A 13,340-nucleotide genomic window follows, 5' to 3' on the forward strand; every position below is an offset into this window, starting at 1 on the left:
AATGCGCGCGCGCTGGGTGAGTATCGTATTCATGGTGACAAGCTGCTTCGCTCTAACTGGGTGTTGGGACTCCACGGAAATTGACCGATTGGCGATCGCGACGGCGACTGGGGTTGACGCCGGGGATGCAGGTTCAACGACCACGAGGGGCAGCATTCAAATTGCCGTTCCGAGCGAACTGGGAACAACTCAAGGTGGTGCGCCTGCGGAATCCACGGGAAGTACACGGACCTTTGTCGTATTACATGGTGTCGGTAAAGACCCAATTGACTTAATTGAGCAGGCTCGAAAGAAGGTGCCTCGGAAACTCATCATGAGTCATCGCAGTGTCATCATTGTCGGGGAGCAGTACGCGAAACAAGGTGTAGCACCTTTATTGGATGAGGTCGTGCGGAATCCACAGTCCCGCTTACGAACAACTTTTGTCGTGGCATATCACGATACAGCAGAAGATGTGCTGAGCCTACCGTATCCCCTAGAAAGATTACCTTCACAAGCGGTGGATGGTTTTGCAAAGCAGATTTCGGCAGAGCAGTTTACAGCCAAGGAGTTTATCGAACGTCTACTCAGTCGGAGTGATCCTTATTCAGTTGGAATTGAAGCCACGAATATCGGTGGGGCGACCAAGACAACTACATTTCAGGTACGACATGTTGCGATTTTCCAAAAAGATAAGCTGGTCGGTTGGCTTCGGTCCGGAGATGAAGTCAACGGGTTTCTGTGGTTGCGCGGGACCATGGAGCCAAAGCTTCTAGACATATCGATACCGGGTTATACAGGGACGGTGGGGGTGGATGTGCTCAAGCCCCGGACGATTGCAAAGGCAAAAATCATTCGGGGTCAGCCGCAGATTTTTGTTGAAGTGCAGATGCACAACGACATCGTATCGAACGGTACGACACTGAATTTGCAGGACCCCCAAAATATCCATCTTGTAGAGTCTGCAATCCGCAATCAAGTAACAGCAACAACAACTCATACTCTGCATTTGCTGCAAGAAAAATACGATGCGGACCCAGTTGGGTTCGCAGAGATGATTTATCGGCAGAGTCCAAAGACATGGAAACAAATCCAGCCACATTGGCGAGAAGAACTCCGTCGTTTGCCGGTTCATGTGGACGTACGGGTGCATGTGCCGCGAACTGGCTTATCGACGGAGTCGCTGGATCAACAAGAAAGGAAATCGAGTCATGACTAGCACCCTCGTTCTAGTCGCATTGGCCCTTCTCTTCATCATTGGCTTAGATTTCGGTACATTACGCGACCAGCGACATGTCAAAGACAGATGGATATACGGGCTATTCGTTGGTGTAGGGTGTAGCCTGACGGTGCTGTATTTGTCGGTCTTTGATTTGCAGAGCCCTGTTGAGTTGATGGATGCATGGTTGCAGCCTATAACGAGGTGGTTATTTCCGTGGTAAGGAAAATACAGGTGTCCAATGTACAACTGTTTATGGTCGTGATTGCAACCGTCATCGCGTATGGGCATTTCGTCTACGTTGGGCTATCCTTTCGAGCGGCAGGGAAAGATGCATGGGTTTCGCTGATCCTTGGCTTTGCGGTCAGTTCCTTAATATTTCATTTACGCATTAAACAGGCGTTACTTCATCCCCACCAATCTCTGGTCGAGTACACGATGTACGTCTTTGGCAGATGGTTCGGCGGTTTGTTGTCGATCGTTTATCTGGTATTTTTTCTGTGCATTGGAGCGTTTACTTTGAAAGAAGTAACGAGTTTCCTCGGCCTCATGTATCCGAATACCCCAGTGATGATTTTCGTGTGTATTGAATTGATTTTGATCGGATGGGCGGCTCGTGCAGGTGGAGAGGTTATGACCCGCGTCATTCAGTTGCTATTGCCCATTCTCGTTTTGATGGGGTTTTTAGTGATGATATTTAGTCTGAAGGACAAAGAACCCGCAAAATTGCTTCCCATCATGACCCACCCGATACCTTCTATTCTACATGGTGTCCTCATGTACGTGGTGATTTTTTCCGAATTAATTCTATTCTCGATGTTCTGGAAGGACGCACGGCAAATGGAGAGCCTCCCAAAGCAGTCATGGATCACGTCACTGATACTGTTTGTCATGTTTATTGGTCCCGTGACTGGACCCATCATGGTGTTTGGAGAGGCCCTCTGCCGATTACTTCCGTACCCTACGTACTCAGAGATTCAATACATTCATTTGACGGGCATCTTTGAAAGAATGGATGTTGTGGGGGTTTTTTTGTGGACGATGGGGAGCTACATGCGAGTGTCTGTCTTTACGGTAGGTGCAGTCCGAGTGGTCGCAGATTTAGTCAAGACACCGAATGAAAATCTTTATTCCTTACCTGTCACCGTAGTTCTCGGTGGAATCACGATAAGCCTACTGTCTACGTCTCGCGAAACCATGCACCAGTTCTTGTACACTGTGTATCCTATGATAGCCATAGGAATCGGTGTGGGAATTCCACTGCTGACTGCCGTAGTCGCTTGGGGGCGCAACCGGATGAAGCTGGAAGCCCAATCTACGTAGACCGTAGTACCGCGAAACGGCATCGGATGGAAAGATTGAGGAAGGACGAGGATGGACGATTATGGAGGACAGAATAGTTCAGCTTTATGAAACCGTTTTGCATCATCGTCGCCACGCATTTCCACCATATTTTTTCTACGGTGATGAAGGAATGAGACAAGCAGCAACCATCTTGAGATACGTATTACAGGAGAAGAAGAAATGGAACCGTGAACAGATATGTTTGGAAATCAGCCATGATTTGTTTGCGGAGTTCAGATTAGCGGGTATGTTGAAAACCTACTTCCAGAGATCGGTCTTCACGGCACTAAATAACGCATATCCAAATGAGTTTCAACCGTGGGAATTGGTACGGGCACGACGTCATGTTTTCGCAGGTCCAGCAGGGCGAGAAACAGCACGACGGGCCGTACGATGGATGGTTTGCGAAAGGCTCTCGCACGTCGATTCGACTCTCGAAAAAATCACGGTTGATACGTTTAAAAAATATCACTTGCATCAACTCTTGTTTACGTTCTATGGTGGTTCACCATTGCAAGCATTGCAGGACGCGGGTTTCAGGAGCGACCTTGGCTGACAGGGCATACACCCAACGGCTATTGGCAAGGGCCTACTGGGAGAATGCACGCGATTGCTGCCGTGAGATGGCTGATCGAGGATCAACTGAGACTCATCATGGACGAGATTCCAATCAAGGTTCGTTTTCGTGATTTTAAAGACCATGGACTGGATACGATGATCAAATCTGTATTCAATAGTTCTCCATATTTGTCCATTGATGCAGTCTATCCGGGCAAGTTTAAAAGATGGCAATTTGCATCCGTTGGGAATGGATATTGGACTGGAGAGAACGGACTACAACATGCCAAGGAGGCCATGGATTGGCTCATTCACGAAAAACTAAACATTCCTGTTCAAGAAATCCCGGCCCTGATCGGTGAAGAAACACTGAAAAAACACGGATTGGGGGGATGTTGACACAATTATTCAACCGCTCTGTAACGAAAGCATTGAACGTGTTGTACCCCGGACAATTTACAACTCAGGATTTAATACGAGCGAAAAAAGGTCGTACACTGATTTGAACATCGCCTTCCGTTAGTGTTTCTACTCGATTTTTCTTCCCCTCACGCGACATCAATCCTACGACCCGGAACGGGCGTTTTTAGGCGTTTAGGGTCGTTTTGCGACAATGTTGTCATGAAAGCATAAGAACGTCGAAGACAGGTCCGAAATTGGCAGCCTGTTTTCGTGATGCGATGGGATAGTGTTTCTCGTCAGTGACGGCACTTCAAATCCAGTTGCATCCATTCAACTCCACAGTTTGATTTGAAACTCCTGTTCAAACATGCTGCGCCCAAGGTTTGTCACAACAATCGAGCGTCGAATTTCTCCTTCTGCAATCCACTCCAGTTCGGTCAGGCGACGAGTGATACACACAGCAATTGGCCCGCCAATGTGGTGACGACGCTCTGTCCAATCAATATGGCGCGGGATCGGTTCTGTGTGGTTTGTCTTAACGCCGAATTCGTTAAGCCACTGGCTACCTGAAGGGGTAAGCTGGTAGCTTTCTTCCCCCTCTTGAAAGTACCCTTTTTGTACAAGTGCGGTGGTGAAGGCCACTCCAAGTTCTCCCGCTAAGTGTTTGTAGCAGGTGCGGGCAAATCGGAGCTTTTTTGCTTGTTCGGATTCTCGAAGGGAACGGATCGGAGAAGGGGGTGAAATTTTCGCAATCGCTTCGATAATCTCAGCCACTGAAGAACTCGATAGCCGATAATAGCGATGCCGACCCTGAGTCTGAACGGTTAGAAGTCCGCCGTCCACTAATTTAGTCAAATGCGAACTCGCAGTTTGCGGTGACACCTTGGTAATCCGGGACAATTCACCAGCAGTTAATGCCTTCCCGTCAGCGAGGGAAACCAGAATTGTTGTACGAGTTTGATCGCCGATCAGGGCGGCGGTAGACGCGATGTTTTTGTACATATTCATATTTCGATCATACGTGAAATATCTGCGGGTTACAATCGCCTCAGTCCGTTGAAATGAGGTGGGATTAAGTGAACGAAGACACAGCAACCATTCAGTCAAAGGCTGTTGAGCGTCGGGACTTGATCATCGTGCTCACAGCCAGTGTTGGCCTGTTTTTATCAACATTAGACACTGGAATAATCAATGTCGCACTTCCGTCACTAGAGCGAAAGTTTGATGTGGGAATAAGTGAAATGGCTTGGTCTATCACTCTTTATCTCCTATTGTTGAGTGCTACCATCGTGATTTTTGCGAGAATCAGTGATCGGATCGGCAGACTAAAGGTCTATTTCTCGGGTTTGGTTCTATTTGCAGTCGCGTCTCTCCTATGTGGCTTCGCTTCGTCTGCGGTAGGACTGATTCTGTTTAGAGGAATTCAGGGTATCGGAGCAGCAATGCTTCAAGCGACGGCAGCGCCTATTATCACGACACAGATTCCCCGTAATCGCCAAGGTACTGCGCTTGGAACACTTGGTATGATGCTAGGTCTAGGGCCAGTTCTTGGGCCAAGTGTTGGGGGATTACTTTTGTCGTTTGTCGGTTGGCGATGGATTTTCTGGATCAACATTCCTATATGCGTGATAGGGCTTATTGGTACACAGAGACTGATGAGGATTAGAGAAAGAGCCGAGAAACACAGTTTCACTCAATCTGGTGGGGAGTTTCCTTCTGGGTGCGTCAGTGTTCGGGATTATTTATGGGCTTTCGGAAGCTGGTTCGCACGGAGTTACGAGGATATTTCCATATTGCTTGGCTGTAGTCGCATTCATCATCTATTTGCTTCGGGCAGCAAGGACAAGTCAGCCCATCGTGAAACTGCCACTATTTCGTAATGGCATCTTTAGTGTTTCGATTCTTTCCGTTACCATACTTGGTTTTGCAACTGCAATCGCGTTTGTTGTGCCTCCATATTTTCCCGAACAGATAGTTCACATTTCGCCGTGGCAGGTTGGATTGGTCAATCTAGCAACGCCACTGGGTCTGGTTTTACTTTCTAGGGCATCTGGAAGACTCATCGGGAAATGGAGTGCAAGGAGGCTTATGGCAATAGGCTTGGGACTCATGTTCGCAACATTAACGACTCTCAGCGCGATGCAGGTGAGTTGGATGATTCTGTCCATTGTTGCGCTACTACTGCTGTATGGCTTTGGGGCTGGTGTTTTTGTCCCGGCAAATTTGTCAGCAATCATGGGAACAGTGGGGAGTGAATCACAAGGAACCATCGGTGCTGTACAGAGAATGGTACAAAATATCGGCATTGCTTTGGGTACGTCAGTGGCAGCACTGTTGATACGGTCAGGGTCAAAATTTGGAACAGCAGGGTACATGTCTGCGTTCAGAGGGGCTTGGATGGTTGCAGGTGGGGCGGTGCTGATTTGTTTGCTTGCATTGGGATTCGTGAACTTAATGCGAGGCAAGGTGCGTTAATCAGCCAGTGTTTACGTTTCAATGCCTCTCCGAACATCCCCTTCCACGCGCGATTTTTGGCGGCATAACTTCAGCGGCGTTTTCAGGGGTTTGGGGTCGTTTTGGGACAATGTATCGAAAGCGGTTCGGAAGAACGAAGACAGGCCAATTTATGCGGCCTGTCTTCTGTGTGCAATGAGATATTGTTCCTCTTCCTGCGTGAATCAGTCGAGCGGATCGTCGTCACGATACCCGGTCGGCACGTTAAACTCCATCAGAGCAGAATGCCCCGCGTCCTCGGCTATTCCGTGACCGCAAGAGCAGATGACTACAGAACCGCTGATTTCGATAGCCATCCGACCGACTTGGGAGCCTGTTCGCCATTCGACTGTGCGATTACATTTTGTACACTGGATAATGAACATTGTGGGATTCCTCATTTCCCGTTGGAGTGTCCCCGGTTTGTTCCCGATGCACTGCAACTTGGCTGGGCGAGGCCGTTGCGTGATTTGGGAATCCCCGTGGGAATCTTTTTGGGAATCTGAGCAGTTGGATGTGGTTTCCCATCGTTGGAGTTAGATTCCGTCAGAATCCTTTTGTGGCGCGGATTCTTTGGGCCTAAATTCCGTCCGATGGAGCCTGTTGGATGGGGTTATATCGGTCTGCAAAACCTTTACTATATAGAAACGGATATTTTTGGTCCTGGCCGACCATTTTACAAACTGCACAAATCTGCGTAGACATCCTCTTGTCAGTGTATACTGGAGGAAAATGCATCGAGAGGTGAGAGTTTGAATGACTAACCATTTCCATTCGGAAGGTCCAAAATGTACAAACCGCCTTATTCATGAAAAGTCTCCGTACCTTTTACAGCACGCCCACAACCCGGTCGACTGGTACCCATGGTGCGACGAGGCCTTCAAGATCGCCCGGAGGTACAATCGTCCAATCTTTTTGTCCATCGGCTACTCGTAGCCCTTCGGGGCTACGAGTGGCAATAAACGGGAATGGAGTAATATATGGACCTGTCATTGGTGTCACGTGATGGAACGCGAATCGTTTGAAGACGAAGAGGTCGCTGCAGTACTGAACGAACACTTTGTCGCGATCAAGGTCGACCGTGAGGAGAGGCCTGATATTGACCACATCTATATGAGCGTGTGTCAAGCACTGACGGGGGAAGGCGGCTGGCCGCTGACCATTCTGCTGACTGCAAGTCAGGAGCCGTTCTTTGCAGGCACGTATTTTCCGAAGCACAGCCGTTACGGCCGCACTGGTCTGTTAGACCTGTTGCAGAAGGTTGCCGGACAGTGGGATGAGAAGCGTGATCAAGTCCTCGCTTCCGGCAGTCAGATTGCCGCTCAAATGAAGCCGTATCTGGAACAGTCAACCAGTGGGGAAGTGAGCGAGGGACTGGCGCATGATGCTGCCAACCGATTGCTCGATACGTTTGACACAGAGTACGGCGGCTTTGGAAACTCGCCGAAGTTTCCCACTCCGCATGAACTGATGTTTTTGTTGCGCTATGCGACCCGCTTTGAGAGACCAGACCTGCGTGAAATCGTGGTACGCACCCTGACAGGCATGATGCACGGGGGCATTTATGACCATGTTGGATTTGGCTTTTCGCGATACTCTACTGATCGCCAGTGGCTCGTCCCGCACTTTGAGAAGATGCTTTATGACAACGCGCTATTGACGATCGCGCTTGTCGAAGCGTATCAGGTAACTCATGACGACACGTTTGCGAAGCGGGCGCGCGAGGTCTTGACGTACGTGCTGCGAGACATGACGTCAGACGACGGGGGGTTCTACTGTGCTGAGGATGCTGATTCTGAGGGAGTGGAGGGCAAGTTTTACGTCTGGACACCCACAGAAGTCAAGGACGTCCTTGGTGCTGAAGCAGGTGAGCGGGTATGCAGGTGGTTCGGGATCGATGAAAAGGGCAACTTTGAAGGACACAGTATCCCCAATACAATCGGTAAAAATTTGTTCGTGTTCGCTGCGGCGGAGGGGCTGAGTGAGGCCGAGTGGTGTGAAGAACTTGAGCGTTCTCGGCAGAAGCTGTTCGATGTGCGTGAGAAACGCGTTCACCCACATAAAGACGATAAGGTGCTGTGCGCGTGGAACGGGCTAATGATAGCCGCCCTCAGCATCGCCGGCCGTGTCTTGGGCAGCAGCGAGTACACAGACGCGGCAAGCAGAGCCGTGTCGTTTGTTCGCACGAGTCTAGTCGACCGGGAAGGGCATTTACTCGCACGCGTCCGCAATGGTCAATCCGCTCATTCGGGCACGCTTGATGACTATGCCTTTCTCATTCTCGGGCTGACAGAGCTCTACGAGACGACCTTTGATCTGGACTACCTGCGCTTCGCGGTGCGTCTTCAATCTGATATGCGGCGACGGTTTTGGGATGAGGCGGCTGGGGGGTTCTACTTGGTCGCCAACGACGCCGAACAGTTGTTGGCCCGCCCCAAAGAAGTGTACGATGGGGCGCTGCCATCAGGAAACTCTGTCGCGGCTTACAATTTGATTCGACTCTCGCGACTGACGGGTGACATCATGTGGGCAGAAATGGCTGGGCGAGTGCTGACTGCATTCGCCGGTGATGTGGCCCACTATCCAGCTGGCTACACGTTTTACCTCATGGCGCTCCTGTTGGCCACTGGTCCGGGACAGGAGTTGGTGCTTGCAGGATGGTCTGACGACGAAGCGACAAAGCATGCTTTGGCAACCGTCGCCAAACGCTTTTTGCCAGAGGCAGTCGTTTTGTTTCATGACGAAATGATACCTAGTCGTGTCTGGGAAGAGATTTCCCCGTTTAGCAAAGACCAAGCCGTTGTGGGTGGACAGGTAACGCTTTACGTCTGTGAAAACTACGCCTGTCAGGCCCCCACGCACGATATCGTGTCAGCCTTAGAAAGGCTAATAGGAAACACGGACCTCTGACGCATACAGTTGGTTGAAACCGTATAACATGAAAAGCAAAGCCCCATCCTAGAAACACAAGTCAAGCGAAGGGTGGCAGCTATGGGAACGAAGTTTGTTCGGGTGCGCAAGGACTGGCGGGGCAATATCACCCACCTCCAGACGAACGATGGCGACGTCGTCACGATTGACGAGGCGAGGCGCATGGCGATGGAAGGGGAGGTCGACTCGCTCTCCGATATCCATGCGGATGGCTCATGGGAAATTGACCATACGGCGGGTACTAACCAGTACGAACAGGGGGCGAATTTGGACACATTACCCGAATTTTGAACCGAATATGAGCGCGAAGGCAAGAGGGGTTGTTCACAGTGCGACGGGCACTGAGGAACAGCCCCTCTTTTTGCTCTTTAAACTTTCACCGTCGGATGAGCAGGACTTACATGCGGTAGTGCCGAAGCATAGAAACTAGTGGTGAAATTTCGCTCCTTTTTGTCTCTGTTGCCCGTTTTTGTCACTGCGTGTCGCCGATGAAATCCCGCTTGGTTGGATGAATTAAGGAGGTACCTGTTTTGAACAAACGAGGTTGGATGGCGCTGTGCACTGCCGCCGCGCTGTCAACTGCCATGCCGCTAACAGCTACATTGCCTGTGAACGCCAGCACGAACAGCTCGTCTGTGACTTACACGCTCAGTCAGAATGCGATTGTCTTGAACGGTCAACCCGTGATGACCGTAACGCGTATCGTCCACAACAACACAACTTATATGCCGGTTTGGTACATTGAACAGGTGTTGAAGAAGCTAAACATAGACGCTACGTGGAGTGGTACCTCGTGGGATTTCGTCCTTCCCAGTACGGTCCAACCGGGTCTCAGTAACATTTCGCCAACGCCTGGGTCTACTGCGATTCGCATCAACGGAACCGCCGTGGCGAACATTACCGCGATTGATTATTTGGACCCAAGTTCCCCTGGAAACATAATAGCCTATGTCCCAATCTGGGACCTAAGCGCTGTCCTTCAGAGGATGGGGGTCAACGCATCATGGAACGGTCAGACTTGGACATTGACGAGTAGCCCAACCGTATCCACTGGGAGTGGGGGCAGCGGCTCGAGCGGTGGAGCGCCATCTACCGTCACGGGCTCGACACCGCCGCCTCGGTCCTCTAGCAGTGTATACCCAGTCTCTCAGGCTGATGTATTGCTTAACGGCCAATCAGTCATGAAGGTCTACCGCATCGTGAGCGGAGGTACTACATACATCCCTGTCTGGTACCTCGATGAGATTCTTGCAAAAGTTGGCGTGACCGGGAAGTGGGACGGGACAGCGTGGGCACTTACGGTGCCAAGTACCATGAAGGTGGACCTTTCCAACATTCAACTTGGCACAGGCTACACCACCGTAACCTTGAACGGTACGGCCGTGTCGAAGATCACGGCGATTGTTTACGAAGACCCCAATATGCCCACTGTGCAGACGAGTTACTTGCCAATTTGGTACCTGACTTCTGTGTTGCAACGTTTTGGGGTCTCCAACCAGTGGAATGGCGACAATTTAGTCTGGAATCTCACAACCACACAGACTAAACAGACCGGGTACAACACCTATGACAAAACCGGTAGTTTGCTCGGTAACTACGGTACAGAGGCCGCCGCACAGAGCGCAATTGCTAACACGCCGGGCGCATACGTGACAGATGCGGCTCTTGGTACAATTGTCTACACCACGCCGGACTTTGCCGCCTTTACGAAGGCTGGCCAATTGATCGGCGATTACACCACAGAATCAGCTGCTCAGAACCAACTGTCGAATCAACCTGGCGGAACTGTCAGGGATGAGCTCAACGGAGGCAAAGTTGTTTACACGGAGCCCGACTTTGCTGCGTACGCGGCGCCACTTACGACGCCAACGGACTATGTCACGCAGTGGGCTGCGGTCAATGCCATTTCGGGCAAGGCGAACGGATTTGTTGTGGACACACTGACAGGCCAAGTGGTCAAACAGCCGGTGAACGAGTACAGACTCGACAGCAGTGGTTTGTGGGTCAGCAGCGTGTATGGCTACCTCGGCACCGTAGTTCCACCGTTTGCTGTGTCAGGAGGCGTCTACCTCGTCATTGATAACGCCAACTCCCCGTATTTGAATCATTTCTTTTATCTCTCCCAAAACGGGAAGTATGTAGGGAAGGATGAAGGCACTTGGGAAAACCCCTTCCGTACGGCTGACCTGCGCTTCGCAGCGCCAAGCAGTGTGACGCCGAGTGTGATTGACTCTTGGCTCGTCAGCAACAACTCCCCACTGCAGGGCCTCGGGTCCGCATACATCGAGGCTCAAAATATATACGGGGTGAACGCAACGTATTTGCTTGCACATTCCATTGAGGAGACCGGGTGGGGGCGGAGTCAAATTGCACTAGACAAGAACAACCTATTCGGTTACGGCGCTTATGATTCGAACCCTGGCCCCGATGCTGGTTTCTTCCCGTCCAACGAGTACGCCATCTTGTTTCAGGCGTATGAAGTGCGAAACAACTATCTGAACCCGGGCAGTTCGAACTTCTATCAGACACCAACGCTCGACGGTATGAACGAAAACTACGCGACGAGCCACACGTGGTCGACGAGCATTGCGAGCCTCATGAATCAGTTTGTCGATCAGACCGGGGGCAGCATCGCTGCGTATACCCAGTACAAGGCGTCAAACAAGGCACCTGTGCCGTCGTCCTCTACAGAACCAGAGTATTGGATGAATGGCGGACAGGGAGTCGTGCTCAGCAACCCGTGGACCGACTTGCCAGTGGAGCCGGGTCCGTACATGGGTGGCTCAGTGGTGTTTCCCGGTACGCTTTCCGTGGGGTCGAGTGGGGCAGCCGTGATGCAAGTTCAGACTGCGCTCAACCAGGCTGGTGCCAGCCCGCAGTTGGCCGTGGATGGACAGTACGGGCCGTTGACAGAAGCTGCAGTTACCGCTTATCAGCAGGCTCATAAAATCTCCGAGACAACGTACGGCACAGTAGATGCGGCAACGTGGAACAGTTTGTTCCCTGGAGCCACTTCTGGGGCTGCGCAGAGCTTGCCAGTTGGCACAGCGGTGACGATTGACTCGATGCAGATGGGGATGGACGGGTCGTATGTGACAGAGTGGTACCACATCACAGCGGGTAATGTCACTGGCTGGGTAGACTCTGCGTACATCAGCTTTACCAACGTCTATAGAGCCATGGCATCCGGCTATAGTGTCCCGATTTACGCAACAGAATCAACGGCTGGGACACCGGTAGACGTTATTCACACCGGGGATTACGTAGTTGCAGCGAACCCGACGCCAGACGCGAATGGCTTTATTGCCGTGCAAATGGTGAACCAAACGACAAGAGCTCTCTATACAGGCTTCATCAGCAGTTCCGCAGCGACATTGTCTAAGTTGCCATAAGACCTCTCTAGGAATTAGCGAATCCAGAGAGACGCGAGAAAAGATACAAACATCAGGCCACCAAAGCTTAAAAGGTGGCTTGATGTCGCCTTCACAGCTCTGTGCAGGTTAGACGGTTCGGTAAACCGAAAGAACAACCGCGTCGGCAAGATGGCAGATGGGGCGGCGAGAATGACGAGTAACGACCATGGTGTAATGTCCTTCCACAAAACGAGCCCAATGACCATCAGGTAACTGACAGTGAACACCATGGCGAGCAAAATCCGACCCCGTTCACGGCCAATCAAGATCGCGATGGTGCGACGTCCGCCCACGCGGTCTTGTTCCATGTCCCGAATGTTGTTGCCAAGCAGAATTGAGCCGATGAGCAAGCCAATGGGGATGGAGACAAGTGCTGCTCGCCCGGTGACTTCTCCGCTCTGCAGGTAGAAAGCCAGCAAAATGATTGCAGGTCCCATCGCAGTCGCTGCTGCGAGCTCGCCAAAGGGAGTGTATGCAAGCGGCCAAGGGCCACCCGAGTAGAAGTATGCGACAGCAAGACAGCCTGTGCCGATGACCGCGATCCACCAAGTGGTTGTCGCACAAATGAACACGCCAAGGCCTACCGAGACCCCGATACAAAGCCACGCAATCAGGAGAACTGTGCGGGGGGTAACGCCATCCCGGACGATGGTGCCGGAGATGCCGACCATCTCGTGGGTATCGAGCCCGCGTTTGTAGTCGAAGTATTCATTAAACATGTTCGTAGCACTTTGAATGAGGACGGACGCGAGCAGAAAGGCGGCAAACAATGGGACTCGTGCGTGGCCTTCTGCCCACGCGAGTCCGCTGCCAACGAACACAGGAACAAGGGATGCTGTTAATGTAAACGGACGGAAGAGCCGCCAGGCAATATCAAACCGCTGACGCCACGTCATGAGAAGCGCCACCTCTCTATTAGAAATCATCGCCCGACAGGACGCATGTTACCCCATGGGTACTCTTCGAATCATAGCAAATGATAGTCGCTGAAGCTACGGCAT

The 13,340-nt window shown here is 51.3% G+C and carries 12 protein-coding genes; 10 read left to right on the forward strand and 2 right to left on the reverse strand.

The genetic code is table 11. The features are described 5' to 3' along the window. Position 1: 1 nt before the first annotated feature. The 4 genes from JC200_RS21460 to JC200_RS21475 all read left to right on the forward strand — a co-directional run bounded on the left by JC200_RS21460 (position 2) and on the right by JC200_RS21475 (position 3,499). A complete protein-coding gene (locus tag JC200_RS21460) occupies positions 2 to 1,198 on the forward strand; it encodes a Ger(x)C family spore germination protein (protein ID WP_274433764.1) in 1,197 nt (398 codons plus the stop codon). Positions 1,199 to 1,414: 216 nt separating this feature from the next. After that, positions 1,415 to 2,521 carry a GerAB/ArcD/ProY family transporter gene (locus tag JC200_RS21465; RefSeq protein WP_274433765.1) on the forward strand — a complete coding sequence of 369 codons (1,107 nt, stop codon included), beginning with the start codon at positions 1,415 to 1,417 and terminating at the stop codon, positions 2,519 to 2,521. Between the two features lie 61 nt (positions 2,522 to 2,582). Then, positions 2,583 to 3,098, forward strand: a complete 516-nt coding sequence (locus JC200_RS21470) for a DUF4046 domain-containing protein (RefSeq protein WP_274433766.1) — start codon at positions 2,583 to 2,585, stop codon at positions 3,096 to 3,098. A gap of 44 nt (positions 3,099 to 3,142) precedes the next feature. Further along, entirely contained in the window at positions 3,143 to 3,499 is a 357-nt protein-coding gene (locus JC200_RS21475; protein WP_274433768.1) for a DUF4046 domain-containing protein, read from the forward strand. A 333-nt stretch (positions 3,500 to 3,832) separates the two neighbouring features. On the opposite strand, the gene JC200_RS21480 is transcribed toward JC200_RS21475, so the two are convergent. Beyond that, the gene (locus JC200_RS21480) at positions 3,833 to 4,504 is read right to left on the reverse strand and encodes an ArsR/SmtB family transcription factor (RefSeq protein WP_274433770.1); all 672 of its coding nucleotides are present in this window, start codon (positions 4,502 to 4,504) and stop codon (positions 3,833 to 3,835) included. Between the two features lie 74 nt (positions 4,505 to 4,578). Here JC200_RS21480 and JC200_RS21485 point away from each other — a divergent pair, with 74 nt between their 5' ends. The 6 genes from JC200_RS21485 to JC200_RS21510 all read left to right on the forward strand — a co-directional run bounded on the left by JC200_RS21485 (position 4,579) and on the right by JC200_RS21510 (position 12,318). Beyond that, a complete protein-coding gene (locus JC200_RS21485; protein ID WP_274433772.1) occupies positions 4,579 to 5,382 on the forward strand; it encodes an MFS transporter in 804 nt (267 codons plus the stop codon). Beyond that, positions 5,360 to 5,977 carry an MFS transporter gene (locus JC200_RS21490; protein ID WP_274433773.1) on the forward strand — a complete coding sequence of 206 codons (618 nt, stop codon included), beginning with the start codon at positions 5,360 to 5,362 and terminating at the stop codon, positions 5,975 to 5,977. The genes JC200_RS21485 and JC200_RS21490 overlap by 23 nt, the downstream gene beginning before the upstream one ends. Positions 5,978 to 6,751: 774 nt before the next feature. Further along, positions 6,752 to 6,931: a DUF255 domain-containing protein gene (locus JC200_RS21495; protein ID WP_274433774.1), complete on the forward strand. Its 180-nt coding sequence runs from the start codon at positions 6,752 to 6,754 to the stop codon at positions 6,929 to 6,931. A gap of 42 nt (positions 6,932 to 6,973) precedes the next feature. Next, positions 6,974 to 8,905 (forward strand): thioredoxin domain-containing protein, encoded by a 1,932-nt coding sequence (locus JC200_RS21500; protein WP_274436626.1) that lies wholly within the window; start codon positions 6,974 to 6,976, stop codon positions 8,903 to 8,905. A gap of 81 nt (positions 8,906 to 8,986) precedes the next feature. Next, positions 8,987 to 9,217 (forward strand): hypothetical protein, encoded by a 231-nt coding sequence (locus tag JC200_RS21505; RefSeq protein ID WP_274433775.1) that lies wholly within the window; start codon positions 8,987 to 8,989, stop codon positions 9,215 to 9,217. A 239-nt stretch (positions 9,218 to 9,456) separates the two neighbouring features. Further along, positions 9,457 to 12,318, forward strand: a complete 2,862-nt coding sequence (locus JC200_RS21510) for a glucosaminidase domain-containing protein (RefSeq protein ID WP_274433776.1) — start codon at positions 9,457 to 9,459, stop codon at positions 12,316 to 12,318. A gap of 14 nt (positions 12,319 to 12,332) precedes the next feature. On the opposite strand, the gene JC200_RS21515 is transcribed toward JC200_RS21510, so the two are convergent. Further along, a complete protein-coding gene (locus JC200_RS21515) occupies positions 12,333 to 13,235 on the reverse strand; it encodes a 1,4-dihydroxy-2-naphthoate polyprenyltransferase (RefSeq protein ID WP_274433777.1) in 903 nt (300 codons plus the stop codon). Positions 13,236 to 13,340: the final 105 nt, after the last annotated feature.

Source organism: Alicyclobacillus sp. ALC3 (assembly GCF_028751195.1).
GTDB lineage: Bacteria > Bacillota > Bacilli > Alicyclobacillales > Alicyclobacillaceae > Alicyclobacillus_L.